Raw genomic sequence first — 25687 nt, 5'->3', positions numbered from 1 at the left:
TCCTTACACGATCATGACGAACTGCTCGGTGTGTGCGCGATCGCTCCACGCCGAGTTCATCTCTTGTGCTGGGCAACGTCGGTATGGCATGGCACGATCGAATACGTGACCAGCAGACCTGCCGCAGATCCGCACCTGCAGGACCTCGCGCGACTACGACGTGTGCGAGACCGTATCGACCGGGAGTACGCGCGGCCTCTGGACGTGGAGGCGCTCGCGCGGGGAGTGAACATGTCTGCGGGGCATCTCAGTCGCCAATTCCGTCAGGCATACGGAGAACCGCCGTACGCCTACCTGATGACCAGGCGAATCGAGCGAGCGATGGCGTTACTGCGGCGCGGAGACCTCAGTGTCACGGACGTCTGCTTCGAAGTCGGTTGCAGCTCTCTCGGCACTTTCAGCAGCAAGTTCACCGAATTGGTGGGGGTTCCGCCCAGTGTCTATCGGCGCGAGGCCGAGCAGTCGACGGCAGGAATGCCGTCCTGCGTGTCCAAACAAGTCACCAGACCGATCAGGAATCGAGAAGCGCAGACCGCGCAGCCGCAATTAACGTGATCGCCATGGACATCACCATTCACTCGAGTTTCCTTCCGCAGGACGACCCTGAAGCCGCCCTGAACTTCTATCGCGACACGCTCGGCTTCGAGGTTCGCAACGACGTCGGCTACGACGGGATGCGTTGGATCACGGTGGGGCCGCCCGGCCAGCCCGGCACCTCCATCGTGCTGCATCCGCCGGCCGTCGATCCCGGAATCACCGACGAGGAGCGCCGCACCATCATCGAGATGATGGCCAAGGGCACCTACGGCGGACTTCTCCTGGCCACCAAAGATCTGGACGACACGTTCGAGCGGCTTCAGGCCGGCGACATCGACGTCGTCCAGGAACCGACCGAGCAGCCGTACGGCGTTCGCGATTGCGCCGTCCGGGACCCAGCGGGAAACCTGATCCGTATTCAAGAACTGCGCTGAGCCCGTCAACTGCGCTGAGACCGTCGGCGATCGACTGACAGATGGAGACACGATGACTGCCTTGCACACCGCAGACAGCCACGATTTGATCCGCGTGCAAGGCGCGCGGGTGAACAACCTCGAAGACATCAGTGTCGAGATCCCGAAGCGGAGGCTGACGGTATTCACCGGCGTCTCCGGTTCGGGGAAGAGTTCGCTGGTGTTCAGTACGATCGCCGCGGAATCGCAGCGGATGATCAACGAGACCTACAGCGCTTTCGTTCAAGGATTCATGCCGACGCTCGCGCGGCCGGACGTCGATGTTCTCGACGGCCTGACCACCGCGATCATCGTCGATCAGCAGCGGATGGGAGTCGACCCGCGCTCGACCGTCGGAACCGCCACCGACGCCAACGCGATGCTCCGCATCCTGTTCAGCCGTCTCGGAAAGCCTCACATCGGTTCGCCTCAGGCGTTTTCGTTCAACGTGGCCTCGATCTCCGGAGCAGGCGCGGTCACGATGGAACGCGGCGGACGTCAGACGAAAGAGCGTCGCAGCTTCAAGATCACCGGCGGCATGTGTCCGCGGTGTGAGGGACGAGGGGCGGTCAACGATTTCGATCTGACCGCGTTGTACGACGACACCAAGTCGCTCAACGAGAGTGCGATCACGGTGCCCGGTTACAGCATGGAGGGTTGGTACGGCCGGATCTATCGCGGCTGCGGTTTCTTCGATCCCGACAAGCCGATCAAGAAGTACACCAAGAAGGAACTGAACGATCTGCTCTACAAAGAGCCGACCAAGATCAAGGTCGAAGGCATCAACCTGACGTACACGGGTCTGATTCCGCAGATTCAGAAGTCGTTCCTGGCCAAGGACGTCGACGCGATGCAGCCCCACATCCGGGCTTTCGTCGAGCGGGCGATCACGTTCACCACCTGCCCCGAATGCGACGGGACGCGACTGAGCGAGGGGGCGCGGTCGTCGAAGATCAAGGGCGTCAACATCGCCGACGCCTGCTCGATGCAGATCAGCGATCTCGCGGAATGGGTCAGCGGACTGAAGGAACCGTCGGTCGCGCCGTTGCTCACGACGCTCGGTGAAACGCTCGACTCGTTCGTGGAGATCGGACTCGGCTACCTCAGTCTCGATCGGCCGTCGGGAACCCTCTCCGGCGGTGAAGCTCAGCGCATCAAGATGATTCGTCACCTGGGTTCCTCGCTCACCGACATCACGTATGTTTTCGACGAGCCCACCACCGGCCTGCATCCGCACGACATCGCGAGGATGAACGACCTACTGCTGCGCCTGCGCGACAAGGGCAACACCGTGCTCGTGGTCGAGCACAAGCCGGAGACGATCGTGATCGCCGACCACATCGTCGACCTCGGTCCGGGTGCGGGTAGCGCCGGCGGAAACGTCTGCTTCGAGGGCACCGTCGAGGGCCTTCGTGCCAGCGACACCGTAACCGGCCGTCACTTCGACGATCGGGCCGCAATCAAAGAGACCGTGCGGGAGTCCACCGGAGCAATCGAGATTCGTGGAGCGAACTCACACAACCTCCAAGATGTAGACGTCGACGTACCGCTCGGCGTACTGGTCGTGGTGACCGGTGTGGCAGGGTCGGGCAAGAGTTCGCTGATCCACGGCTCACTCGCGAAACGCGAAGACGTGGTGTCGGTCGATCAGAGTGCGATCCGCGGCTCGCGTCGGAGCAACCCGGCGACGTACACGGGGCTGCTCGACCCGATCCGCAAGGCATTCGCGAAGGCCAACGGCGTGAAGCCGGCGCTGTTCAGTGCCAACTCCGAGGGCGCCTGCCCGACGTGCAACGGCAACGGCGTCATCTACAGCGACCTGGCGATGATGGCCGGCGTTGCCACTCTCTGCGAGGAGTGCGAGGGCAAGCGCTTCCAAGCCGAGGTACTCGAATACAAATTCGGTGGCAAGGACATCAACGAGGTTCTCACGATGTCGGTGGCCGAGGCCGAGGAGTTCTTCGGCGACGGTGAGGCCAAGACCCTCGCTGCGCACAAGATCCTCGTCCGACTGGTCGACGTGGGGCTCGGATACCTCACGATCGGCCAGCCATTGACGACGCTGTCGGGCGGTGAGCGTCAGCGCATCAAGCTGGCAACCCACCTGGGTGAGAAGGGCGGCGTGTACGTCCTCGACGAGCCGACCACCGGACTGCACCTGGCCGACGTCGAGCAGTTGCTCGGCCTGCTCGATCGACTCGTCGATTCCGGTAAGTCCGTTATCGTCATCGAGCACCACCAGGCCGTGATGGCGCACGCCGACTGGATCATCGACCTCGGCCCTGGAGCCGGTCACGACGGCGGTCGGATCGTCTTCGAAGGCACTCCCGAGGAGCTCGTCGCCGACGGCTCCACACTCACCGGAAAGCACCTCGCGGCATACGTCGGCAGCTGACCGGGCTCCTACCTCAGGCGTCGATACCCAGGTTGATGACGGCGAGGTAGGACCCGTCCGATTGCTTTTCGACGGTCATGAGGCCGGTGTCGTCGTAGATGCCGTCACTGGCGTTGTTCGTGTTGTTCTCACGACCGGTGTGCTCGCTGTACGGGGACTGCGAGTACACCTCGTCGAGAAGGGTCTCGTCGAAGAAGGTCTGCGACGTGAGGACCGTCTTCTTGTCGATGTGAACCTTGACGTGGATGTGGGTGGTGCGGCCCATGTACCAGCCGGGGAAGATCGTGGTGAACTGTGCGATGCCGTTTGCATCGGTGGTCTGCGCCCCGCGCAGATAGGTGCCGTCGTCGGTGGTGGTGGCTTCGGTGTCGCCGACGCTGTACGAACCGTCGGAGGTCTCACCGGACCCTCCCATGCCACCGCCCATTCCGCCGGGTGCGCCTGACGGTGGTTCGCCCATTCCGCCTCCGGGTGCACCTGACGGAGGTTCACCCATCCCGCCGGCCGGGGGAGTTCCGCCGCCACCGCCGCCGCCGCCGTTGGCGCTCAGCGAACCGGATTCGAAGCCGGAGTACACGCCGCCGGCGTCGCAGTGCCAGATCTCGACGACGGCGTTACCGACCGCGCCGATGCTGCCGTCGACGTTGCACTGGCTGTTGTCCTGCACGCGCATCGCAACCTGCAGCGTGGTGCCCGGACGGTCCTCGCGGATGTCGCCGCGAATGGAGTCGACGTCGAACCAGTAGGGACCCTGCGTCTCTTCCTTGCTCATGACACACTGCGGTGCTTTGGCCAGAAGTGCGGTGACAGCGTCGCCGGACGTGGCCGCGGCGGAAGTGCCGGAAGTGGTTGTCGTCGACGCAGCCGCAGCCGAAGTCGTCGTGGCGGTGCCACTGTTGCCGGAGCACGCTGCGATGAGCCCGCCGAGACTGATGGTTCCGCCGAGGGCGAGAGCCCGCCGACGGCTCACGCGCAGCCTGCTCGCTTCGATGTCTTTGTTCACGCCGCTGTACCTCCATTGTGTGGGCTGTTGTCTCAATGGTGGACGGGCGACCTGGTGCGGAACTGGTTATCCGCTGTGAACTTGCTGGGAGAGCATCTGAATGCTCGAAGTGGCCCGCACATAGACCTGTCCGCCGGCGTCGACGATGCGAGTTTCGATCAGCGCGAGCCTGCGCCCGGCACGAATCACGGAGGCCTCGGCGCGCAAGACCGGCCCGCCGATGTCGGGTGAGCGCAGGAAGTCGATCTTGTGGTCGAGGACGCGATAGTCCTGGTCGACGCGGGTCAGGGTCTGGGCAGACAGGCCAGTGATGGCGTCGACTGCCGAGATGAGGACACCGCCCTGAACGGCGCCCAACGGGTTGGCCATCCAGGCCACGGGTGCGAACTCACCGACGACGGAACCCGGGGTCACGTCGACGACAGCAAGATCGAGGAGACCGGCGAGTGGACCGCGTTCGAGTTTGCCGTCGCGGATTCCTTCGACGACGTCGGACCCGGACAACCCGCTCAGGTTGCTTGTCTTCTCCGGCGTCGGGACGGGCAGCGGCTCGCCCTCTACGTAGTCGTCGATTCCCACGACGGGGGGACGCGAGACCACCATGGCGCGACCAGCCATCACTGCCAGAAGGGTGCCGTTCTCGTCGCGAAGTTGCCCGGATGCGAGTCCGACGCCGTCGTCGAGATGCACGAGTGTTCCGGTGGCACCGACGTCCGCGATGTCGGGGATGTCGGCGCCCGCACTGACCGTGACCTGCGCGAGCACGGACTGATGGCCCGAGGTCAGTCCCGAGTACACCGCGCCACCCATGGCACCGTCGATCATGACTCCGATGGAACCGAGCACGGTCTTGCCACGGTGATCGTGGAATCGCTCGCCGACGGCCTGCGCGAAGGCCAGGTCCCCGGGCTCGACCGAAACGGCGCGCACACCCATCAATGTGTTGAGTGGGTCAAGCTTCTTGACGGGCGCGGCGGAGTTGTCGATGCTCATCCGTCGAGTATCTCCAGCGCGCCGAGTCCTGCCGAGACCGGGTCTCAACCACCGATACGTGAATGCATCTCCCAGACGAGGACTTCGGCCCCGGCGTCGGAGGTCAGCTGCTGGCCACCCGAATCGCTCAACCGGACAGCATCGCCCTCGTACAGTGTGCCGACGCCCTCCATCTCGGCAGTGCCCTGCGCGACGAAGACGTGCAGGAACCGTGCGCCCGGAAGATTCACGGAGGTGCCCGGCAGAATGCGTGCGACATGCATGGCGGCGTTCTTGTTGTTGATGCGAATCGCCGAATGATCCTTGTAGCGCTCCATCCCGGAGGCAACCGGGATCAGACCGCCGCGCAGCAGTTCGTCGTCGATCTCGAGCTGTTCGTAACCGGGGGTCAGTCCACCTTCGTCCGGTACCACCCACATCTGAATGAAATGCACGGGGTCGGAATGCTGTTCGCCGCCGATACGCCACGAATCGTTCTTCTCACTGTGCATGATTCCGGTACCGGCGCTCATGCGCTGGGCGAGTCCCGGATAGATGACGCCGGTGTGGCCGATGGAATCCTGGTGCACGAGCGAACCGCGAAGCACCCAGGTCACGATTTCCATGTCCTTGTGCGGATGGGTGTCGAAACCGGTTCCCGCCAGTACGGTGTCGTCGTTGTTGACGAGCAGCAATCCGTGATGAGTGTTGTCCGGATCGTAGTGCTGTCCGAACGAGAACGAATGTTTCGAATCCAGCCAGGAGACGCGGGATTTCAAGCGATCGCCGGAGCGGTGCACATCGATGTGCGGTGTCGTCCGTGGGGCCTGTGCTCGACCAGATGCCATGGCTCCTCCTTCTGTACCGCCGGGATCCACCACAATCGGGATCCGCCACTACCGGCATCCACCCTACGACGAACCTGCTGTGTAGTCCGAACATTGGGCGTACTCGGTGGTGTCGTCAGTTCGTCGACGCGTGCATCTCCCACACGAGTATCTCCGCATCGCCGATTCCCTCGACTCGTTGACCGCCAGTATCCTTGAGTCGCAACGAATCTCCCGGACCGAGCAATCCGACTCCCTCGACGTCGACAGTGCCACCGGCGATGAAGCCGTGCACGTACGGCGCATCCGGGAGAGATACCGACCCACCGGTCTCGAGGCGAGCAACATGCAGTGCCGCATGTTTGTTGTGCAAGCTGATCGCGCTGTGGTCGCGATGCGCGGGCATCCCCGACGCCAGGGTGATCAGGCCACCGCCGTCGAGTTCGGAGTTGATGTCGAGTTCCTGATAGCTCGGAGTCACTCCGGATTCGTCCGGGGGTATCCACATCTGGACGAGGTGAACGGGCTCGGTGACACGCGAGCCGTCGGCCCGGAAGCGATCGTTGCGCTCGGAGTGCAGGATTCCGGTACCGGCGCTCATTCTCTGCGCGAGTCCGCGATGGATGACCCCGGAGTGCCCAGCGGAATCCTGGTGAACCAGAGATCCGCTGAGCACCCACGTCACGATCTCGGTGTCGCGGTGCTGATGAGTGTCGAAACCGTAGTCGGCTTCGATGATGTCGTCGTTGTTCACCAACAGAAGTCCATGCGCGTACGCGGCGTGATCGAAGTTTCCAGCGAAGGGGAAACTGTGACGCGCCGTGAGCCAGCCGTAGTTGAGATGCGCACGTTCGTCAGCTCGCTGGACGACTACCGACGACATGTCAGCTCAGCGTCTCGTGTGCCGCCGGGATGGATCCCAGGCGTCCGGCCTGGAAGTCCTCGAAGGCCTGCATGACCTCGGACTTGGTGTTCATGACGAACGGCCCGGCCATCGCGATGGGCTCACGAATCGGTTTGCCGCCGAGGATGAATACCTCGAGAGATTCGGTCCGTGAATCCTGGCGATCGGAGGCGGCGACGGTGATGGAGTCACCGCGTCCGAAGACAGCTGTCTGTCCGACACGAATGGGCCGACGCTCTGCCCCGACCGTGCCTTCGCCGGCGAGCACGTAGACGATCGCGTTGAACTCGGGGTTCCACGGAAGCGTCAGGCTCGCACCCGGGGCCACAGTCGTGTGGGAGAGCGCGATCGGTGTGTACGTCGAACCAGGTCCGGCGTGGCCGGCGATGTCTCCGGCGATGACGCGTACCAAGGCTCCGCCGTCCGGCGAGGAAAGCAGGGCCACCTTGTTACCGGTGATGTCCTGGTACCGCGGAGATGCCATCTTGTTGTCGCGAGGCAGGTTGACCCACAGTTGGACGCCGTGGAAAAGGCCGCCGCTGAGGACGAGGTGCTCCGGCGGAGTTTCGATGTGGAGGATGCCGCCACCCGCGGTCATCCACTGGGTGTCGCCGCCGCCGATAATGCCACCGCCACCGTTGGAGTCCTGGTGCTCCATGATGCCGTCGATCATGTAGGTCACGGTTTCGAAGCCGCGGTGCGGGTGCCACGGTGTGCCTTTGGGTTCTCCGGGTGCGTAGTTGACCTCGCCCATCTGGTCCATGTGGATGAAGGGATCGAGGGCGGAGAGGTCGATGCCGGCGAAGGCGCGGTGAACGGGAAAGCCTTCACCTTCGTATCCGACCGGTGCGGTGGTGATGCTCTTGACGGGGCGGTCGACTGCTGACTCTGCCGGCTCGTCGAGACGGGGCAGGGCCAAGATGTTCTCGACTGTCACAGCAGGCATGTCGTACTCCTTGTATCCGTGAAGCTGATGTCAGGTAGTTGATTGTTCAACTATCTCATTCGGAGTCAACAAAGTCGAGCCCCGGGTATTCCCGGGGCTCGACTGGTGTTCGGATCAGCGCAACATGCTGCCGAGGGTTTTTGCCGCTGCCATGACCTCGGCGCCCAGCGCTGCTTGGTCCTCGGAGTCGAACACGGAAATTCCGAGGCTGGAGATGGCGTCGCGGCGTCTGCCGGGGATGACTGCCGAGATTCCGAGGACGGACGGGATGACCTCGCCGACGGTCACTGCGTAGCCGCGTGCGCGTGCCGCCGTCACTTCCTCTCGTTCCCCGCTCGTCGGCGGGAGTGAGGCAAGGATGGAAAGCCCGGCGGAGCCGCGGTCGATCGGATCGACCTGCCCTGGATGAAACGCGACGTGAACCTTGGCGCTGCGTGGTTCGACCACCATCAGCGCGCGCACTTCGGTATCGCTCTCGCGGACCACCAGGTGCGCTGTCGCCTCGGTGGCCTCGGCAAGTTCTTGAAGTATCGGGCGAGCGAGAGTGCGCAAATCTTGCTCCACCGGTTCGGCGAGGGTGACCAGGCCGGCGCCGAGAGTGACGCGCTTGAAGGAGTCCTTGCGGCACAGGTGATGAGCCTCGAGCGTGCGGATCAACCGATGTGCGACGGTTCGGTGGACTCCCACTCCGTCGGCGATGTCGGTGACCGACAAGCCGTGCGGATAAGACGTCAGGAGTTCCAGGATCTCGAGTCCGTGGTGCAGCGTTTTCGACATGCTGGAGTCCACTTGAACTGCACTTTTGCGCGGTCGGTGTTCCTCGCTCAGCTCTGACATCAAATCCCTTTCTTGACGTTTGTGAGGTATGCCACCTACGCTTTGAACATATCGCACAGTGTGTGCGATTATCGCACACTTTACGAAGCTGCACAACCTTCGGGTGGATGCAGCGCAGCGTGTTCGGAGAGAACCTTCATGAGCAACTACAGCGTCGTGGCAACGGAGGACGTTGCCGCAATCCACCAGCTGTACGGCCACCAGAGTCATTGCATAGACTCTGGGCGCCAGCAGGATTGGGCGCAGACATTCACCGATGGCGGTGAGTTTCATTCCCCCAGTTATCCGGAACCCGTGGTCGGTTTCGACGACCTTGCGGCTTTTGCTGCTCGCTTCTTCGCTGCGGCGGAAGCTGCCGACGAGGTGCATCGCCACGTTCTGACCAATCTCGTCGTCGAGGCGGTGGACGAGAGTGCTCTCACAGTGCACGGGTACCTGCAGATCGTTGCCACCGCTCGCGGCGGAGACTCGCGACTGGTGCGGATGACAACTGTCACAGATCACGTGGTTCGGGTCGGTGAGGAGTGGAAGATCGCCCGCCGCACCGTTTCTCGCGACGACGCGCCCCGAGCGTCCGAACAAGCTTGAAGTACCGAAATGTTTCTTGCACAACAATATTCAGTAGGAGAAGTACATCATGACCGAAAGCTCTGACCAGACGAACCCGGGCCGTACCGTTGTGACGCAGATGTCGGCGGTGTACCCGGAGTTGGCAGGCAAGGTCGCAGTGGTGACCGGCGCGGCTCAGGGTATGGGTGCGACGTTCGCCGAAGGACTGGCAACGCGCGGCGTACATGTCGTCGGCGCCGACATCAACGAAGAGCAGATGCTCGCCACGGCCGCACGAATCAACACGGACCTCGAATCGAATGCACTGGCGGACAAGCCGGGTCGCGTCGTCGGAGCTCGGGTCGACGTCACCAAGCCCGACGAGCATGAATTGCTTGCGCAGTTGGCGTTGAAGGAGTTCGGCCGGGTCGATTTCTGGATCAACAATGCGGGTATCTTCCCGTTCGCGCTGGCCGAGGAGATCACCCCGGAGCAGATCGGCGCAACGCTGAGTGTCAATGTCGAAGGAGTGCTCTACGGTGCTCAGGCGGCGGCACGTCACCTCGGCCCCGGCGGCGCCATCGTCAACATGTCTTCGGTGTCTGCGCTGCGTGTGCGGAAGGGGAGGGGCGCATACTGCACGTCGAAAGCTGCCGTTGCGCACCTCACGGAGTCTCTCGCAGTGGAGTTCGGCGACAAGGGTATTCGGGTCAACTCCATTGCACCCGGCTACATCGACACGGCGATGACGAAGTGGGTTCAGGAAGATCCGATCGCGCTCGCGAACGCACTCGACGCGGTACCGCTGCATCGTCTGGGCTCGCCCGAAGAGGTCTTCGGCCCGCTGCTGTTCCTGCTCTCGGACAGCGCGCGCTACGTCACCGGGCACAGCATTGCGGTGGACGGTGGTTCGCGGCATGTCTGAGTCCACGACATATCCCGGCGTCGTTCTCGTTACCGGCGGTGCTGCCGGGATGGGGGCGCATCACGCGCACACTCTCGCCGCGCGCGGTTCGCATGTCTGCATTGCCGATGTTTCGGATTCATCCGGCGTGGTCGACGACATCGTCGCCGCAGGCGGATCGGCATCCGCTCATATTCTCGACGTCACCGATGCCGAGGCCTGGGACCGGGTTGTCGACGAAATTCGCACCACCCGTGGGGAACTCGGCGGACTGGTCAACAATGCCGGTATCTCGCGTCGGCTCGAATTCATGGACACCCCGAACGACATCTGGGAGCTGACCATGAAGATCAACCTCTTCGGCCCGTTCTACGGTATGAAGGCGGTGGCGCCGATGATGCGCGAGAGTGGTGGCGGATCTATCGTCAACATCTCGTCCATCGCCGGTCAGATCGGATACTTCTCTCCGGCTTACTCGTCGAGCAAGTGGGGTCTGACCGGTCTGTCGAAGTCGGCCGCAGGCAACTTCGCGCAGTGGGGGATTCGCGTCAACTCGGTGCACCCGGGACTGGTCGGTACGGCGCTGCTCGGCGGCGCGAACGACTTCGTCGCCGCGTCACTGAAGTCGGTTCCCTTCGGACGCATGGGAACTCTCGACGAGATCACCGAAGCAGTGCTGTTCCTGCTCTCGAACAGTTCCACCTACACCACCGGTACGGAACTCACTGTCGACGGCGGGTTGGTGTCGAACGGTCTTTACCACCGCATCATCGCGGAGACTGGAGAACTTTCATGACCGAACACTGGGACGTCGTTGTCATCGGTGGCGGCGGAGCAGGTCTCGCCGCTGCGGTGTCGGCAGCTGAAGAAGGCGCATCCGTTCTGCTGTTCGAATCCGAAACCGAACTCGGTGGATCCACCGCGCTGTCGGCCGGTATCTTCACGGCCGCCGGAACGAGCGTGCAGGCCGGCCTCGGAGTCGACGACTCGGCAGAGAAGTTCTTCCAGCACTACATGGACCTCAACCAGTGGATGCTCTCACCCGGATTGATTCGTGCATTCTGCGAAAACGCCGGTCCGACACTGGAATGGCTCATCGGACTCGGCGTCGAGATTCCCGCGGCGATCTCAGGTAACGCTCACCAGCCGGGACTCGCCCAAGCCGGCGTCGAGGACGTCTGGCGCGGCCACGTGCCCAAGGATCAGGGATACGGACTGATTCAGGTGCTGGACAAGGCTCGTCGTAAGCACGGGATCGAGGTCATCTTCGGAACACGGGTGCAGAAGCTGATCGAGGAAGACGGTCGGGTTGTCGGTGTTGTCGCCGACGACATCGAGGTGCCTGCGGGCGCCGTCGTTGTTGCCTCCGGTGGATTCGCGCAAGATCCGGGTTTGGTGGAACGCCACTTCCCGGACGCGAACAAGGCCGGAGAGGCCTTGTTCGTCGTCGCAGCCGAGGGGAGCCGCGGAGACCATCTTCGTTTTGCCGAAGACCTCGGTGCTTCCCTGGCGGGCGACGGCTGGGGTCTGATGCTGCCCACCGTCTACTTCCAGCGATTCCACCACTGGCAGGCCGGCTTTCCGCCGAAGTCGCGGATCTACGTCAACCAGGACGGCCGTCGTTTCATGGACGAGGACAGCTCGTACGCGGTCTCGACCGGCATCATCGACCATCAGGGTGGATACGGTTGGATGATCTTCGACGAGGATGCTCGCGTGAATCTGGCTCCAGGATATGCGGATTGGAATCCCGAACGCATCGAGGAAGAAGTTGCCGCCGGTGGCACGATTCGTGCGGACACGATCGAAGACCTCGCAGTGGCTACGGGTGTTCCGGTTGCGACGTTGGCGCAAACCCTGCGTCGATGGAACGACCAACTGCCCAGCGGTCACGACGACGACTTCCTCCGCCATCGCACGTTGCGGAACAAGGGTGCCGTCGGCAATCCGGATCCTATTGCGACAGCTCCGTTCTATGCCGCGAAAATCCTTCCGGCAGAGCTCGTCTGTACGCATGCGGGAATGGAGATCAACACCGATGCGGCCGTCCTCGGCAGCACCGGAGTACCTATCGAGGGTCTGTACGCCGCAGGTGAGGCCGGCGCCGGAATCCTCGGACTGAGATACGTGGGCGGCGGCAATGCGGTTGCCAACGCTTTGACCATGGGCCGCGTAGCGGGACGTAATGCGGCGAATTACACCAGGACCAGCGCTGAGAGCGCACCGGTCCATTCCATCGCGCACTCCTGACGTCCGACGTCTGCGCGGCACCGAATCCAGTCAGTATCCAATCCAGGCAGGGAACAACATGTCAGAGAATGAGACCATGGCGAGAGCCGAATCCACCGAGGGCAGCAGCGTGGCAACCGAACGACAGTCGACGACGAAGGTAATTCGCGCGGCCATCGTCGGTACCGTCGTCGAGTACTACGACTTCGGTATCTACGGATACATGGCCACGACGATCGCCGCGCTGTTCTTCGTTTCCCATGACCCGAACGCAGCACTGCTCGGTACCTTTGCAGCATTCGCCGTGGCCTTCTTCCTACGCGTGCCCGGCGGCATCTTCTTCGGCCACATCGGCGACAAGTACGGCCGCAAGAACGCGCTGTCCTGGACCATCCTCCTGATGGTTCTCGCGACAGCCGGAATGGGCCTGCTGCCGACTTACGCCACGTTGGGTGTGTGGGCGACGTCCATCCTGGTTCTGGCTCGTTGCCTGCAGGGCTTCGCGGCCGGCGGTGAACTCGGCGGCGCCAACGCGTTCGTCTCCGAGTCCGCTCCCAAACGGTGGCGTGCGACGCAGACCTCGATGGTCAATACCGGCACCTACCTGGGTTCGCTGGCAGCTTCGCTCATGGCCCTCGGCTTGACGTCGGTGTTCTCGCAAGAGCAGATCCTCGAATGGGCTTGGCGTATCCCGTTCCTGCTCAGCCTGCTGATCGGTGGCATCGGTATCTGGATCCGCAGCCAGATGGAAGACACTCCTCAGTTCGAAGAACTGCAGGACAAGGGTGAGACCAAGAAGCTTCCCATCCGTGAGTTGCTCAGCACCTCCGGTGGCAGCGTCGTCAAGATCATCCTGCTGGGCGCACTCATCACCGGCGGTTACTACATCGCCTCGGTGTATGCCGCGACGTACCTGCAGACCACCGGCGGTCATTCGTCGCGCGTTGCTTTCCTTTCCACTTCTCTTGCACTGGTTCTCGGCGTCATCACGTTGCCGATCTCGGGATACATGGCAGACAAGTACGGGCGTCGGCCGGTGCTGTTCGCCGGTAGTGCCGCCGCAGTGGTTCTCGGAATCCCGATGTTCATGATGATGGCCGGTTCTGGCATCTGGCAGGCGGTTGTCGGTCAGTCAGTGCTCTTCATCTGCGTTTCCGTTGTCAACGGTGCTTCGTACGTGACCTATGTCGAAATGCTGAAAGCATCTGTGCGGTACAGCGGTCTGGCATTGGGTAACAACGTCACCAACATGTTCCTCGGTGGCACCGCGCCTTTCATCGCCACCTATCTCATCAGCTTGACCGGTAACTCTCTCGCTCCGGCTGGATACTTCGTCTTCTGTGCGGTGATCACCCTCGTCACGGTCTTCTTCATCAAGGAGACCAAGGGTGTTGAACTGCAGGTTGATTGATCATCGGGTAGAACAGGAGCCTGACCGTGTCCCTCGCTGACAAGCAAGAAATCACCGAAGTTCTGTATCGCTACGCTCGGGCCGTCGATCGGAAGGATTTCGACAGCGTGGCCCTCTGCTACTTCGACGACGCGATAGACAACCACGGCGGTTACATCGGAACCGTCGACGGGCTGATCGAAGACATGAAGCTCAGACACAAGACGATCGACTCGTCGATTCACTGCATTTCCAACATACTGATCGACGTCAACGGCGATGTCGCTCAGTGCGAGTCGTACTGTTTGTGCTTTCTGCGGCAAGAGCGTTCCGGTACGGATACGGTGCAGACGCTTGCGACGATCAAATGCCGTTACGTCGACAGGTTCGAAAGGCGCCACGGTGAATGGCGAATCGCCGATCGGATTGTCGTGTTCGACGAATCCCGTGAAGACGTGATCGAGAACATCCTGTCCACGGACTGGGTGACGCAACGTCGATCCTTCGACGATCCGGTGTACACCAGGACGCCTTGACCAGTAGTGCAGACGAAGGCCTTCACACACATCGTGTGTGAAGGCCTTTCGCCTGTTCACTTCTCGTGTCAGCTCACTGCGCCCGGTGCGGCGACCTCGGTCAAACGGCCGTCCGAGAGCCTGAGCCAGCGTTCGACTTTGACCTCGGCCAGGAATCTCTCGTCGTGGCTGACCACCACGAACGCCCCCTGATATGCATTCAGGGCACTTTCGAGTTGAGCAACGCTCACCAAGTCGAGGTTGTTGGTCGGCTCGTCGAGAAGAAGCAGCTGCGGGGCCGGATCGGCGAAGAGAACGCACGCCAATGTAGCCCGCAGTCGTTCACCGCCCGAGAGTGCAGCGACGGGAAGATGAGCACCCGCACCCCGAAAGAGGAAGCGCGCCAAGATGTTCATGCGTTCCGGTGCCGGTAGGCCTGGAGCAGACAAGGCAAAGTTCTCTGCGACGGTGCGTGCGGGGTCGAGTAGGTCGAGCCTCTGCGACAGGTATGCCACTCGACCGTCGGCTCGCGTGATCTCACCGGAAGTCGGCGCCACATCCCCGTTGACGATGCGTAGCAACGTCGACTTTCCGACGCCGTTCGGCCCGGTCAACGCGATACGCTCCGGTCCTCGAATGGCCAGGTCGATTCCGGAGTCGGCGAAGATCGCATGATCACCGAACGCGAATTGCATTCGCTCACCGAGGAACACCGTCCGGCCGGCGGGTACATGTGTGCCAGGCAATTCGAGTGAAATCGTCTGGTCGTCTCGAAGAGCGCGGCCCGCTTTGTCGAGTCGGTCCTTCGCCGCGTCGACCCGGGCGAGGTGTGTCTCGTTGGCCTTGCCTGCCGACTCCTGAGCATTGCGCTTCATGGTCCCCGCAAAGATCTTGGGCAAGCCCGCGTTCCCGAGATTGCGGGCAGCGTTACTTGCGCGTCGCGAAGCACGTTCTCGGGCCTGCTGCAGTTCGCGCTTCTCGCGCTTGACCTCTTGCTCGGCGTTGCGGATGTTCTTCTCCACCACTTCGCGAGCCGAGCGTGCCGCGGCTTCGTAGTCGGTGAAATTGCCACCGTAGAAGCTGATCTCGCCGCTGTGAAGTTCGGCGATGCGGTCCATGCGGTCGAGTAGTCCTCGATCGTGACTGACCACCAACAGACAACCACTCCAGTCGTCGAGAACGTCGTAAAGTCTGCGGCGCGCGTCCAGGTCGAGGTTGTTGGTGGGTTCGTCGAGGAGAAGGACATCGGGGCGTCGCAGGAGTTGCGCCGCCAGTCCGAGCGAGACGACCTGCCCGCCGCTCAGAGTGTCGAGGCGACGATCGAACGTCATGTCGGCCAAACCGAGTCGACCGAGTTGGGCTCGCGTTCGTTCCTCGATATCCCAGTCGGACCCGATTGTCGTGAAGTGTTCTTCTCGTGTGTCCCCGGATTCGACTGCGTCCAACGCAGCGAGCGTCGGGGCGATGCCCAAGACCTCGGCAATGGTCAGATCGGCTGTCAGTGGCAGGTCCTGCGGAAGGTATCCGAGAACGCCGTCGACGGACACACTGCCGGCGCGCGGCCGCAACTGGCCGGCGATCAATCTGAGCAGAGTGCTTTTCCCGACGCCGTTCTGGGCCACCAGCCCGGTTCGGCCGCCGGGCACGGTGAATGACAATTCGTCGAAGACCGGAGTGTCGTCCGGCCAGGCAAAAGACAGATTCGAGCAAACGATGTAGGTATCGGACATGAATAGACCTCAGGTGTTGTGCGGGCGCGGCAACGCTGCTCCGCGAAGAGTCGGGTAAGTGAACGACAACATGGCCACGACGGCAGCGCTCCGAGGCGTCTGCCGGTGGCCGTCATGCCCGGTTTTATCCGGAGATGTCGAGTTCACCAACCATGTCTGATCCTTTTTGGTCTGTGTTGTTTCATCCGACGATAACAGGAGCCGGTATCTACATACGAGCAATACCGGCGCAGAGAAGTTCGACCAGTCGTCGATACACCCGATCCGGGTCGGTGCCGGCCGGTTGTCCCTCTACCGATTCGAGGATGCAGAAGCCGTGCAGCGCACTGCGAAGAGACCACGCCGCCTGCTCCGAATCATCCGGGCTCAGACCGTATCCCGCGATCACCTTGTTGATGACGTCGACCACCTCGCCGACGGCGGAGACCAGATCGGGATGCGGAGCAGTGGGGTAGCGGTCGGTGATGGCGTAGAGCCCGGGGTGTACTCGGACGAACGCACGCCATGCGTCCGCGAGCGCCATGACGGCGTCGTCGCGCGAGAGACCGACCGCGGCGGCACGCAGTTGTTCGGCGAGAAGGCTGCGTGCGAGGAGGCTGAGTTGATGGTGGACGTCGTCGACCCCGTCGACGTGTTTGTACAGCGCTGACTGCCGGACGTCGAGGGTCTCGGCGAGTTGACTCAGTACCAGAGCGTCGGCGCCTTTGCTGTCGACCAGATCGGCTGCGGCAGCGATCACGCGTTCACGGGTAACCGGAGTTCTCATGCACGCATCTTCCCTGTATGACAGGCTTCACGTCGGTGATACATTATCACCATGAGTGATGAAGTATCGCCACGCGAGCTGTCCGGCGATCAACTACGCCGTCGTGACCTGCGCGTAGTCGTCACCGGTGCATGCATCCTCGGGTTGACCTCGGTGCTCTACGAACTCTCAGGAGTGTCTCCGTCGACGGGTGCATTCTTTCGGTGTCTCTATGCGCTCATCCCTCTCGGCATGCTCGTGCTCGTTCAGCGTCGTCGGTCACCCCGGCCTTCGGTCTCGGCGCCCTGGATCGTGAAGTCTCTACTTGCCGGCGCGTTCCTCGGAATCGATCTGGTGCTCTGGCACGAGTCGATTCATTCGATCGGGGCAGGTCTTTCGACTGTGATCCTGAATTTGCAGGTGCTGTTCGTCGCAATCCTCGGCTACGTTGTCCTGCGCCAACGGATCGGCCGGGAACTGGTCGCCAGCCTTCCGTTGCTCTTTGTCGGAGTTGCTCTGGTAGCCGGGACGAGCACAACGCTCACCGGGTCGAATCCTGCTGTCGGAGTGTCGTTTGCCGTGATCGCCGCAGGCGCGTACGCGGTCTACATCTTCCTCATGGGTCTGGCTACTCGGGCGGCGGGCAGAACGGCGTTGCCGATGTTCGTCTCGACGGGAGCCACTGCCCTCACGGCAGGTGCATACGGCCTCGTGAGTGGAACTTTGGATCTGACCCCTTCGCTCGTAGCTCAAGGCTGGCTTGTGCTGCTCGCGTTGGTATCTCAGGTGATCGGGTGGCTGCTGGTAGCCAGCGCCAGTCAGCGTCTGCCTGCAAGTGCAGTCGCCGCCAGCCTCGTGTTGCAATCGGCGTCAGCACTGTTGTTCGGCGCAGTGCTGCTTGCACAGACCCCAACTCTCGTCCAACTTGCAGGTGCCGGAATGATTTTGGCCGGAGTGGTTGTGGCGACGCGGATACCCGCGAAGAAATCCTCGACGACTGTTGTCGGAAAACGAATGGAGACAAGCGTATGACCACGGCGGCTGACCACATCTACATCAACGGCGACATCAGGGCCATGGACGGTGCGGTCGGCGATAACGCCACCGCTGTGGCAGTCAAGGACGGCAGATTTGTCGCCCTCGGAACTGACGCCGAGATCTCGGCGCTGACCGATTCCGAAACCTCCGTTGTCGATCTCGCCGGAGCGGTGGTTGTGCCGGGGTTCATCGAGACGCACCTTCATCCGATGATGTGGGGTTTGATGCTCAGTGGGGTCGACGCAACGACGAATACGTGCCCGACCATCGAGAAGTTGATCACGGCGTTGGCCGCGCGGGCCGCGATCACACCACTTGGCGAGCCCATCGAAGCGTGGGGCTTCGACGACAGCCTCGTGGCGGAAGATCGAGGCCTGACCGCGGTTGATCTGGACAAGGCTTCCACCGATCATCCGATTCTGGTGCGGCACTTGTCTGCTCACGGAATCTATGTCAACTCGGTCGCGCTGGAGAAGGCCGGGATCGATGCCACCACGGTCGATCCGGAGGGTGGTGTCATCGTTCGAGACAGCGACGGTGTACCCACCGGTGAACTGTGCGAGGTTCCGGCAATGTCTCTGGTGCACGGACTTGTTCCGGATATGAACCCGGATGCGTCCAAGATCGCGATGCTGCGGGCGCAGGAAGTCATGGCGTCGGTGGGCGTGACGAGTTTCCACGACATGTACGTCACGGCCGAGATGTACGAGGCGTACCGGCAACTCGACGCCGATGGTGACTTGAGGCTGCGTGCGCGCCTCTATCTCGGCCACGGGGTTCACGATCAGTTGGGTGAACTCGCCGATCCGACCGAGCGAGTTCGTGTGGGCGGCGTCAAACTCATTTCGGACGGGTCGATTCAGTTGCACACCGCTGCGCTGACCGCGCCGTACCACGATCTGGGCGGATGCCACTGCGGCGGAATGGCAATCCCGGCAGGTGCGCTCGGGGCACTCGTCGAGGAACATCACGCTGTCGGCCGACACGTTGCGATTCATACCAACGGTGATCAGGCCATCGATTTTGCATTGGACGCAATTGCAGCGGCACGGACGGCGCACCCGGACATCGAAGTTTCGCATCGACTCGAGCACGTTCAGACGTTGCGGGAAGATCAGATCGCGCGGATGGTCGAACTCGGGGTGGTGGCGTCGATCTTCGTGAACCACGTCTACTACTGGGGTGACCGGCACCGCGATCGTTTTCTCGGACCGGGTCGCGGCGAGCGGATCAGCCCCGTGGCGTCGGTCGTGGCGGCGGGGCTTGCCTACGCGCTGCATTGCGACTGCCCTGTCACTCCAGTGAACCCGCTCTTCACGATGAACACCGCCGTACATCGTGTGACGCGAGAAGGTCACGTTCTGGGTGCGGAGCAACGGGTTTCCGCGTCCGAGGCGCTGGCCGGCTACACAAGCGCAGCCGCTCGTCTCACCGGTGAGTCATCGGACAAAGGTCGGATAGCGGTGGGACTTTTGGCGGATTTTGTTGTGCTCGACGGAGATCCGCTGCGCAGCGATTCGACAGACTTGAATGAACTGTCGGTCCTGCGCACGGTTGTCGGCGGTGAGACCGTCTTCGAGGTGTAGGGCCTCCGCCTTAGTTTGTTGCTCGATTGTCGCTGCTTTCAAAGCGGAGGCAATCGAGCGATCCCCAAAACAAACCAAAAGTTTGTAGAACTTGTTTCAGTTGGACTTCCGACTGTATGGACCATCCGGGCGAAGGTTACTTCAGCAAACGGGTTGCAACAAAGTGCTGCGTCTTTTAAATGATCCAGGTGAGAGGCGATTCTGTAGTCAAGTTCAGGTTTCAACAAGGTTCTGGACATTCGACCAGCTTTTCGCCAAAAATTCCTGATACGTGTGGTAAAAATCTAAACGACGCAAGCGGACGTCGACAGCACGAGAGAGGAATGACCCGTTCGCGAGAACGGCTCGCAATCTTTCCGCAACATGCTCTCGCTCTGCACTTACCGCTACGACCCCTCACTGACCACGGATGAACGAAACCCTCTGCCCGTACCAGGGCGCACATGACTGGATCCGACCAGCTTTCTCACCCTGCAAGCTCCCCGCCACGGGGACCAGACGAAAAGAGTGTTCTCCATGAACAAGGCAACCAAGGGCGCAGTCGCGGCCGGTGCAGCAGCACTTCTCCTCGCCGGTGGCGCGGGAACCATGGCGGCGTGGAACGCAAACGCACCGATGACCGGCGGAACGATCAACTCAGGTCATTTGACGCTGACAGCGTCGGGAACTCCCACCTGGTCAGTGAATGGCACGGCCCTCGCGCCTGGCGCAATCGACACCTACAAGGTAGTTCCAGGCGACAAGGTTGTGTACTCGGGCAAGGTCACCATCGGCGCTGTGGGTAACAACCTGAGCGCGACGTTGAAGGCCGACCTGTCCTCAATCGGAGGAACCTCCACCTTGCCGACCGAGATGGCGCCTGTTGTGACCGCCAGCGTCGGTGCCGCCACCCTCCCGACCAACGGAACCGGTGTTGCGATCACGTCCGCTAACAACGGTGATCTCGTCGATGTGAATGTCTCGTTCGACTTCACCAAGGCTGCTGCAACCAATGGTTCGCAGGATGGTTCGATCAGCTTGGCGAACTTCAACGTCACTCTCGATCAGGCATAAGTCTTGCGTAAGCACTACCGTTGGTGGGCAACCGCCGCCGCGCTGGTCATCGGACTGATCTTCGTATCGGTGCAGCAGACCAGCGCGCGGTGGACGGCCGCTGAAACACTGTCCGGTGGCACGATCCAGTCCGGGATCCTCGACCTGACGGTGGGCAGTGCCGGGAGCGGCCAGAGCAGTTACGACTTCACTGCTCTGGGCGCCACCGGTATGTTCCCCAACGCATATGCACAGGCTCCGTTGACAGTTCACAACTCCGGTAGTGTTCCACTCAATTACCGGATCCAGAACGTCACGCAGTCTTCCGCTGATGTTCCGCTCGCGTTGGTAGTGACGCCAGTGGCTACCGAAGCCGGTTGCCCTGCCCAGGGCGCAGCTGCCGGCACCGCGATCTACGACGGTCCCATGGTCGGCGCTCAGGTACCGACAGCTTCGGGATGGCGCACGGTTGCTGCCGGCAGTACCGAAATCTTGTGCCTGCGTGGCACTGTCGGTCCTGACGTCGCATCGGGTGTTTCCACGAGCGTGCATTTCTCGTTCGAAGCGGAGTCGGTATGACGCACGCAGTGAAGGGTTCTGATCAGAGAACCGGCGCCTGGTGGTGGATCCGCAATATTGTCTCGTGGGCTCTGCTGCTGGGTGTTCTGGCGATTCTGTTGTCGACGGTCGTTGTTCCACGTTTGACGGGGTCGACGCCCTTCACTGTGTTGACCGGTTCGATGCAGCCCACCTATCCACCCGGCACCCTTATCGTGGTGAAACCGCAGGACGCTGCCCAATTGCAGGCAGGTGATGCGATCACCTACCAAATCGAGTCGGGGAAGCCCGATGTGGTTACGCACCGAATCACGATGGTGCGACTCAACTCCGCCGGTGATCTCACCTTCGTCACACAAGGCGATGCAAATCCGATAGCGGATCAGAATCCCGTTGTACCGGAGCAGATTCGCGGCAAGGTGTGGTACAGCGTGCCGTACATCGGGTACGTATACAACGCCATCACGGGGCAGATGCGCTCGGTGATGCTGACGGTTGTCGTCGGCGCACTGTCGATCTATGCCGTGTTCATGTTCGTCGGATCGGTCCGTGACCGTACCCGGCGACGTTCTGCGTCTGCAGACCCCCAACCTTCCGAACCGAGTGCGCCGGCGCCTCGAGTTGAGCAGCAAGAAAGGCACAGCCATGTCTAAGCACGAGGAGCAGCAGGCGCCCGCCTCGCTCGGTACACGTCTGGTCGGGGGCGCAACCAGCGGCCGCGCACGCGCGATCATGTCGGTGGGAATTGTTCTGGGCCTCGGTGCCGTTGGCACTCTTGCTGCGTGGACTGACAACGCTACAGCGACTTCCGGCGTATTCAGCACCGGTTCGATCGAGATGAAGCTCAACGGTGACCCGGGAGATCCGACTGCTTACGGCTTCACCGCGTTGACCAAGACGGGCATGATGCCCGGCGACAGTGTCACGGCAACTCTGCCTGTACAGAACACTGGCGCGGCACAGTTCAAATACACCATGGCAGCAACCGCAACAGGCGAGGCCGCGCTTGCCCCGTTTATGAAGGTGACTGTTCTCGATCAGAGTTGCACAACCCCGATTGCCGGCCCGGTCGGCTTGTCGACGACTGCCGCGACTCCGATCATCACAACAGGACGTCAGTTGGCTGCGAATACAGGTTCTGAGACGCTGTGCTTCAAGGTTGCGCTCGATACGGGAGTGCTTTCGGCACAACAGAACAAGTCGATCAATGTTTCATTCCAGTTCGCGGCGACGACAGCCTGAGGTGACCATGTCTGATCACACAACTCCCGGCAGTTCGAGATCGGCACGTGCCGGTCGCGAACTCGCGCTGACAATAGGGGCGGTGGCTGGACTCATCTGTGTTCTCGCCGCCGCGGCATCGATGCTGTTCGGCATCAAGCCGCTCGTCTTTCGCTCGGGTTCGATGTCTCCCGAAATCACCACTGGCTCCCTGGCATTGGCCCGAACCGTGCCCGCCACCGACCTCTCAGTGGGCGACATCGTAAGCGTCGTCAACGGACAGGGCACGCGCATCACACACCGCGTGTACGAACTTGACCAGCAGGCTGGTAACTCCGTCACGGTGACTCTCAAGGGTGACGCAAATGCCAAGCCAGACGTGGAGCCCTACTTCGTCACCGAAGCCGACCGCATTTTCTTCAGCGTCGGGGGCATGGGCTACGCAATTGCTTGGCTCTCCAGCCCACTCGCGATCTTCCTCGGCGGAGCGTTGGTCGGCGGATTGGTGATCATTGCCTTCCGGCCCAACTCTCGCCGCAAGGATTCGGATGACGGTCCGAGTGGAGGAGTTGGCAGTGTGGACACGGAAGCCGCTGCAACGACGGAGTTTCCGATGGTTTCTTCGAACAGCGGGACAGGCGGACATCGCTCGGCGTTCTCGCTCCGAAAGCTTGCGGTTCTCGGTGTTTCGGCATTTGCACTGATCGGTGTTACGCAGGTGAGCGGCACCGCAGCGGCCTTCACAGACACTGCCGTCGCAACGAGTGGTGCCATTACCGTGAGCGGGAAGATCAATCCCGCAACGAGCAGCGTCAGTTGCACGACAAACGGCATAGGTGGCTCTCAGTCGTCCACTGTTAAGTGGAGTCACATAGGTCCCCAATATCGCTACGAGGCGCGGTACTACAACGGAAACTCGTTGATGAAAACATGGGGATACGATCCCGGTGTTGGTGCCGCAGTAGGAACCCAGGTCTCATCCACTATCTACTACACAGATGCTGGTTACAGCGTTTTCAACTCATACACGTACACGCTTCGCATCTACACGATCAACCGAATCACGGGCGAATCGTCAACGGACTGGCGAGGGTGGAACCTACGCCAACCTGCGTCTCAGACAAGCATCTATTGCCAAGGTGAGGCAGGCTCGATCGCCGGCGCGGCTGTCGCTGAAACTGAGCAGCTTGCTCGCGGAGTTGCTCCGACAACCGCGACGGCTGCCGAGACCACCACGTCCAGTACACCGACAACGACAGGCACGTCGACGACGACTCCCACTACGGCTGACGTGACAACCACGACCGGTCCCACCACAACAACGGAGACCTCGACCAGCACTACGACTCAGTCGACAACTCCGACAACGACAACGGATGCAACGACGACAACGGATGCAACCACGACAACCAGCACGACCACGAGGGAAGCGCCGATGGCATTGGGTGCGGCCGAGACGTCGCTGACTGGCTACGACGCAACGTTGATGCAGGACGGTGCCAGCGTCGCGGTGGTGGTCACCGACAGTTCGGGTGCAGAAGTGTCGAGCATACCGGTGAGCGCCACTGCAACCGTGATGTGGCAGTCCGATGCAGACGAGCTGTGGATCGTGGACGGCGCCAACGTCTATCGCGTCAACGCCGAAACAGGGGTCTCGGAAAAGAACCCCTCCGGCGAAGCTCCCGCAGAGATCGCTGCCTGGATCGACGGGCAGAAGTGATGAATATAGAAGAGACGGAATTCGGGAACGGGAGAGTTCGAATGAATAATCGCATCGTTCCCGCAAGTCGATGGAATACGCGACGTACCAAAATGATCGGCACATCGCTGGTCATGCTCGGAGGGGCGGCATTCCTGACTGGCTGTGCTGATACCGGCTCATTGGGTTCGTCCGGCGGCGGTAAGCCCACCACGACCACGTCCGTTCCGGCCACAACTACGCCTGTGGTGACTACTCCGGTCGAATCCGGTTCGTTGGCGCTGAAAACCGTCACCGCACCTACCTGGACGGATCAGAACGGTCCGATCGATCTGTCGACGATGGTTGTCGTGCCGGGCGACGTTCTGACCTACCACGCCAGTTTCGCGTTGGAGATCAAGGGAACTGGAATGAAGGCAAAGCTGTCGACCAGTGATCTGGGTGTCTCCGGTGGAGCTGCGCTGGTTGCCCAGCTGAAGCCGGTCACCGAAGTCAAGCTCGACGGGGTGCCAGTGCCTGTCGGTGCCGACGGAACTGTGGTCAGTACGGCGAAGGACGGCAAGATAGTCGACGTGGCAATACGTTTCACCTTCGACAAGGATTCCGCGACAGCGTTGTCGATGGATCAGTCGTTGAACTTGGCGCGATTCGACGTGAATCTGGTGCAGATTCCCGCATGATGTCGGTGCGGACAACACGAGCGCTGTAGCTGTTCAGAAGTGAGGCCGGGTAGCAAATCTGCTATCCGGCCTCACTTTGTGAATTGTTGTAGGGGAGGCTATCCGATGAATGTGACCGGCTTGCCGAGCGATCCGACATCAAGCGATCCGGAGCTGGTAGATCCGGTCTTCACTGATCCGGTGTCGAGTGAACCGAAGCTCGCCGACCCCAAATTCAGGGAACCGAAATCGAGTGATCCGGTTCCGCCGGGCGTGACGGGTGTATCGGTGGAATCGAGTGTGAGGTCCACACTCCAGTTCGGCGTAATACTGCCGTTCTGCGAAGAATTCCCTGCCTCGACGGGCATTCCGATCACGAAGGCAACCTTGGCACTTTGGCCCGGTGCGAGGCGGACCGAGTTCAACTGGGTCCCTGGTGTGGCGGCATTGCCGGTGGCGGTGAGCGGATTGCCGGTGACGCCGTTTACGTCGACACGAAGGAAGGCTTCCATGCCGTCGCTGATTTCGTAGTCTCCGACGTAGAAGTGTGCCTCACCTGCGAGGTCCGATGCGTTTCGGACGTAGAATGTGGTTGTGTTGGTCCCACCCGGGATGAGTATGTCTGTGCTCCAGACGATTTTGGAAGTATCTCCCCAGGTCGAGTTGTCTGCGGAGTACTCGATGATTCCACTCTCACCGTCCGCTGCGTGAGCGAGCGACGGCATCAGTGCTCCGCCCACCAGTGCAAGTACGAGGGCCGTGAGTATCCCTATGACTGTGCTCCATAGCGCGCCAGGCTTTCGAGATGAGTAACTGGTAGTTTTCATAACCCGAATTCTAGTCGGACAAACGTCCAAGGGTGAGGAGTTGTGAGAGTTAACTGTCTGTTGTGCAACCATTTTCGGAAGTTTGATCAATAATCTGCGAGGGAGCTGAAAATGAACTGTAATCGGAGTGGA

General features: G+C 61.5%; 26 protein-coding genes. 17 read left to right on the top strand and 9 right to left on the bottom strand.

The window, feature by feature from the left end; all coding sequences use genetic code 11:
* Positions 1–105: 105 nt before the first annotated feature.
* Genes P0M12_RS06760 through P0M12_RS06750 form a run of 3 tightly spaced genes read left to right on the top strand, consistent with a single transcriptional unit; the run spans position 106 to position 3384 of the window.
* Positions 106–555 (top strand): helix-turn-helix transcriptional regulator, encoded by a 450-nt coding sequence (locus tag P0M12_RS06760; RefSeq protein WP_030535180.1) that lies wholly within the window; start codon positions 106–108, stop codon positions 553–555.
* A 5-nt stretch (positions 556–560) separates the two neighbouring features.
* A complete protein-coding gene (locus P0M12_RS06755) occupies positions 561–971 on the top strand; it encodes a VOC family protein (RefSeq protein ID WP_003940539.1) in 411 nt (136 codons plus the stop codon).
* A 52-nt stretch (positions 972–1023) separates the two neighbouring features.
* Positions 1024–3384, top strand: a complete 2361-nt coding sequence (locus P0M12_RS06750; protein WP_277377540.1) for an excinuclease ABC subunit UvrA — start codon at positions 1024–1026, stop codon at positions 3382–3384.
* Positions 3385–3397: 13 nt separating this feature from the next.
* On the opposite strand, the gene P0M12_RS06745 is transcribed toward P0M12_RS06750, so the two are convergent.
* The 6 genes from P0M12_RS06745 to P0M12_RS06720 all read right to left on the bottom strand — a co-directional run bounded on the left by P0M12_RS06745 (position 3398) and on the right by P0M12_RS06720 (position 8873).
* Positions 3398–4387 carry a protocatechuate dioxygenase gene (locus P0M12_RS06745; protein WP_277377539.1) on the bottom strand — a complete coding sequence of 330 codons (990 nt, stop codon included), beginning with the start codon at positions 4385–4387 and terminating at the stop codon, positions 3398–3400.
* 66 nt (positions 4388–4453) lie between these two features.
* Complete coding sequence (locus P0M12_RS06740; RefSeq protein ID WP_064443751.1) at positions 4454–5380, bottom strand: hotdog fold thioesterase; 927 nt, start codon at positions 5378–5380, stop codon at positions 4454–4456.
* A gap of 44 nt (positions 5381–5424) precedes the next feature.
* On the bottom strand, positions 5425–6207 hold the full coding sequence (locus P0M12_RS06735; protein WP_003940511.1) for a pirin-like bicupin family protein: 783 nt from the start codon (positions 6205–6207) through the stop codon (positions 5425–5427).
* 115 nt (positions 6208–6322) lie between these two features.
* Entirely contained in the window at positions 6323–7069 is a 747-nt protein-coding gene (locus tag P0M12_RS06730) for a pirin family protein (protein ID WP_003939960.1), read from the bottom strand.
* A 1-nt stretch (position 7070) separates the two neighbouring features.
* Positions 7071–8036, bottom strand: a complete 966-nt coding sequence (locus tag P0M12_RS06725; RefSeq protein ID WP_007731415.1) for a pirin family protein — start codon at positions 8034–8036, stop codon at positions 7071–7073.
* Positions 8037–8150: 114 nt separating this feature from the next.
* Positions 8151–8873, bottom strand: coding sequence for a helix-turn-helix domain-containing protein (locus P0M12_RS06720; protein WP_003939719.1), 723 nt, complete (start codon positions 8871–8873; stop codon positions 8151–8153).
* 138 nt (positions 8874–9011) lie between these two features.
* On the opposite strand from P0M12_RS06720, the gene P0M12_RS06715 reads away from it, so the two are divergent.
* From P0M12_RS06715 to P0M12_RS06690, 6 genes are all read left to right on the top strand, one after another.
* The gene (locus tag P0M12_RS06715) at positions 9012–9461 is read left to right on the top strand and encodes a nuclear transport factor 2 family protein (RefSeq protein WP_007731417.1); all 450 of its coding nucleotides are present in this window, start codon (positions 9012–9014) and stop codon (positions 9459–9461) included.
* 49 nt (positions 9462–9510) lie between these two features.
* Positions 9511–10347, top strand: a complete 837-nt coding sequence (locus P0M12_RS06710) for an SDR family oxidoreductase (protein ID WP_007731420.1) — start codon at positions 9511–9513, stop codon at positions 10345–10347.
* Entirely contained in the window at positions 10340–11122 is a 783-nt protein-coding gene (locus P0M12_RS06705; RefSeq protein WP_256519861.1) for an SDR family oxidoreductase, read from the top strand. The genes P0M12_RS06710 and P0M12_RS06705 overlap by 8 nt, the downstream gene beginning before the upstream one ends.
* Complete coding sequence (locus tag P0M12_RS06700) at positions 11119–12576, top strand: FAD-dependent oxidoreductase (RefSeq protein ID WP_261254998.1); 1458 nt, start codon at positions 11119–11121, stop codon at positions 12574–12576. Before P0M12_RS06705 ends, P0M12_RS06700 begins: the two co-directional genes overlap by 4 nt.
* A gap of 76 nt (positions 12577–12652) precedes the next feature.
* Entirely contained in the window at positions 12653–13966 is a 1314-nt protein-coding gene (locus P0M12_RS06695; RefSeq protein WP_007731424.1) for an MFS transporter, read from the top strand.
* 26 nt (positions 13967–13992) lie between these two features.
* Positions 13993–14481 carry a nuclear transport factor 2 family protein gene (locus P0M12_RS06690; protein WP_030535188.1) on the top strand — a complete coding sequence of 163 codons (489 nt, stop codon included), beginning with the start codon at positions 13993–13995 and terminating at the stop codon, positions 14479–14481.
* 68 nt (positions 14482–14549) lie between these two features.
* On the opposite strand, the gene P0M12_RS06685 is transcribed toward P0M12_RS06690, so the two are convergent.
* Both P0M12_RS06685 and P0M12_RS06680 read right to left on the bottom strand, forming a co-directional pair.
* A complete protein-coding gene (locus P0M12_RS06685) occupies positions 14550–16190 on the bottom strand; it encodes an ABC-F family ATP-binding cassette domain-containing protein (RefSeq protein WP_277377538.1) in 1641 nt (546 codons plus the stop codon).
* Between the two features lie 208 nt (positions 16191–16398).
* On the bottom strand, positions 16399–16956 hold the full coding sequence (locus tag P0M12_RS06680; RefSeq protein ID WP_021332048.1) for a TetR-like C-terminal domain-containing protein: 558 nt from the start codon (positions 16954–16956) through the stop codon (positions 16399–16401).
* Positions 16957–17007: 51 nt separating this feature from the next.
* On the opposite strand from P0M12_RS06680, the gene P0M12_RS06675 reads away from it, so the two are divergent.
* The 8 genes from P0M12_RS06675 to P0M12_RS06640 all read left to right on the top strand — a co-directional run bounded on the left by P0M12_RS06675 (position 17008) and on the right by P0M12_RS06640 (position 24749).
* On the top strand, positions 17008–17967 hold the full coding sequence (locus P0M12_RS06675) for a DMT family transporter (RefSeq protein ID WP_064113427.1): 960 nt from the start codon (positions 17008–17010) through the stop codon (positions 17965–17967).
* On the top strand, positions 17964–19559 hold the full coding sequence (locus P0M12_RS06670) for an amidohydrolase (RefSeq protein WP_208690258.1): 1596 nt from the start codon (positions 17964–17966) through the stop codon (positions 19557–19559). The genes P0M12_RS06675 and P0M12_RS06670 overlap by 4 nt, the downstream gene beginning before the upstream one ends.
* Before the next feature lie 516 nt (positions 19560–20075).
* Entirely contained in the window at positions 20076–20612 is a 537-nt protein-coding gene (locus P0M12_RS06665) for an alternate-type signal peptide domain-containing protein (protein WP_050654815.1), read from the top strand.
* 3 nt (positions 20613–20615) lie between these two features.
* Positions 20616–21170 carry a hypothetical protein gene (locus P0M12_RS06660; protein WP_083056749.1) on the top strand — a complete coding sequence of 185 codons (555 nt, stop codon included), beginning with the start codon at positions 20616–20618 and terminating at the stop codon, positions 21168–21170.
* Entirely contained in the window at positions 21167–21802 is a 636-nt protein-coding gene (locus P0M12_RS06655) for a signal peptidase I (protein ID WP_024488237.1), read from the top strand. The genes P0M12_RS06660 and P0M12_RS06655 overlap by 4 nt, the downstream gene beginning before the upstream one ends.
* Entirely contained in the window at positions 21795–22391 is a 597-nt protein-coding gene (locus tag P0M12_RS06650; RefSeq protein ID WP_030535194.1) for a SipW-dependent-type signal peptide-containing protein, read from the top strand. The genes P0M12_RS06655 and P0M12_RS06650 overlap by 8 nt, the downstream gene beginning before the upstream one ends.
* A 7-nt stretch (positions 22392–22398) precedes the next feature.
* A complete protein-coding gene (locus P0M12_RS06645; RefSeq protein ID WP_208690259.1) occupies positions 22399–24090 on the top strand; it encodes a signal peptidase I in 1692 nt (563 codons plus the stop codon).
* Positions 24091–24131: 41 nt separating this feature from the next.
* The gene (locus tag P0M12_RS06640) at positions 24132–24749 is read left to right on the top strand and encodes an alternate-type signal peptide domain-containing protein (protein ID WP_158170642.1); all 618 of its coding nucleotides are present in this window, start codon (positions 24132–24134) and stop codon (positions 24747–24749) included.
* A 98-nt stretch (positions 24750–24847) separates the two neighbouring features.
* Here P0M12_RS06640 and P0M12_RS06635 read toward each other — a convergent pair whose 3' ends face one another.
* Positions 24848–25555, bottom strand: coding sequence for a hypothetical protein (locus P0M12_RS06635; RefSeq protein ID WP_277377537.1), 708 nt, complete (start codon positions 25553–25555; stop codon positions 24848–24850).
* Positions 25556–25687: the final 132 nt, after the last annotated feature.

The organism is Rhodococcus sp. RCBS9, from assembly GCF_029457415.1.
GTDB classification, from domain to species: domain Bacteria; phylum Actinomycetota; class Actinomycetes; order Mycobacteriales; family Mycobacteriaceae; genus Rhodococcus_F; species Rhodococcus_F qingshengii.
The sequence above is the reverse complement of the archived record's forward strand: the minus strand, read 5'-3'. Positions and strand labels throughout refer to the sequence as shown.

What these genes read in the sequence shown, in the direction of transcription:
- P0M12_RS06755 (WP_003940539.1), top strand. Translation starts at nt 561, where the DNA reads ATGGACATCACCATTCACTCGAGTTTCCTTCCGCAGGACGACCCTGAA.
- P0M12_RS06750 (WP_277377540.1), top strand. Translation starts at nt 1,024, where the DNA reads ATGACTGCCTTGCACACCGCAGACAGCCACGATTTGATCCGCGTGCAA.
- P0M12_RS06740 (WP_064443751.1), bottom strand. Translation starts at nt 5,380, where the DNA reads ATGAGCATCGACAACTCCGCCGCGCCCGTCAAGAAGCTTGACCCACTC.
- P0M12_RS06735 (WP_003940511.1), bottom strand. Translation starts at nt 6,207, where the DNA reads ATGGCATCTGGTCGAGCACAGGCCCCACGGACGACACCGCACATCGAT.
- P0M12_RS06730 (WP_003939960.1), bottom strand. Translation starts at nt 7,069, where the DNA reads ATGTCGTCGGTAGTCGTCCAGCGAGCTGACGAACGTGCGCATCTCAAC.
- P0M12_RS06725 (WP_007731415.1), bottom strand. Translation starts at nt 8,036, where the DNA reads ATGCCTGCTGTGACAGTCGAGAACATCTTGGCCCTGCCCCGTCTCGAC.
- P0M12_RS06720 (WP_003939719.1), bottom strand. Translation starts at nt 8,873, where the DNA reads ATGTCAGAGCTGAGCGAGGAACACCGACCGCGCAAAAGTGCAGTTCAA.
- P0M12_RS06715 (WP_007731417.1), top strand. Translation starts at nt 9,012, where the DNA reads ATGAGCAACTACAGCGTCGTGGCAACGGAGGACGTTGCCGCAATCCAC.
- P0M12_RS06710 (WP_007731420.1), top strand. Translation starts at nt 9,511, where the DNA reads ATGACCGAAAGCTCTGACCAGACGAACCCGGGCCGTACCGTTGTGACG.
- P0M12_RS06705 (WP_256519861.1), top strand. Translation starts at nt 10,340, where the DNA reads ATGTCTGAGTCCACGACATATCCCGGCGTCGTTCTCGTTACCGGCGGT.
- P0M12_RS06700 (WP_261254998.1), top strand. Translation starts at nt 11,119, where the DNA reads ATGACCGAACACTGGGACGTCGTTGTCATCGGTGGCGGCGGAGCAGGT.
- P0M12_RS06695 (WP_007731424.1), top strand. Translation starts at nt 12,653, where the DNA reads ATGGCGAGAGCCGAATCCACCGAGGGCAGCAGCGTGGCAACCGAACGA.
- P0M12_RS06685 (WP_277377538.1), bottom strand. Translation starts at nt 16,190, where the DNA reads ATGTCCGATACCTACATCGTTTGCTCGAATCTGTCTTTTGCCTGGCCG.
- P0M12_RS06680 (WP_021332048.1), bottom strand. Translation starts at nt 16,956, where the DNA reads ATGAGAACTCCGGTTACCCGTGAACGCGTGATCGCTGCCGCAGCCGAT.
- P0M12_RS06675 (WP_064113427.1), top strand. Translation starts at nt 17,008, where the DNA reads ATGAGTGATGAAGTATCGCCACGCGAGCTGTCCGGCGATCAACTACGC.
- P0M12_RS06670 (WP_208690258.1), top strand. Translation starts at nt 17,964, where the DNA reads ATGACCACGGCGGCTGACCACATCTACATCAACGGCGACATCAGGGCC.
- P0M12_RS06665 (WP_050654815.1), top strand. Translation starts at nt 20,076, where the DNA reads ATGAACAAGGCAACCAAGGGCGCAGTCGCGGCCGGTGCAGCAGCACTT.
- P0M12_RS06655 (WP_024488237.1), top strand. Translation starts at nt 21,167, where the DNA reads ATGACGCACGCAGTGAAGGGTTCTGATCAGAGAACCGGCGCCTGGTGG.
- P0M12_RS06650 (WP_030535194.1), top strand. Translation starts at nt 21,795, where the DNA reads ATGTCTAAGCACGAGGAGCAGCAGGCGCCCGCCTCGCTCGGTACACGT.
- P0M12_RS06645 (WP_208690259.1), top strand. Translation starts at nt 22,399, where the DNA reads ATGTCTGATCACACAACTCCCGGCAGTTCGAGATCGGCACGTGCCGGT.
- P0M12_RS06640 (WP_158170642.1), top strand. Translation starts at nt 24,132, where the DNA reads ATGAATAATCGCATCGTTCCCGCAAGTCGATGGAATACGCGACGTACC.
- P0M12_RS06635 (WP_277377537.1), bottom strand. Translation starts at nt 25,555, where the DNA reads ATGAAAACTACCAGTTACTCATCTCGAAAGCCTGGCGCGCTATGGAGC.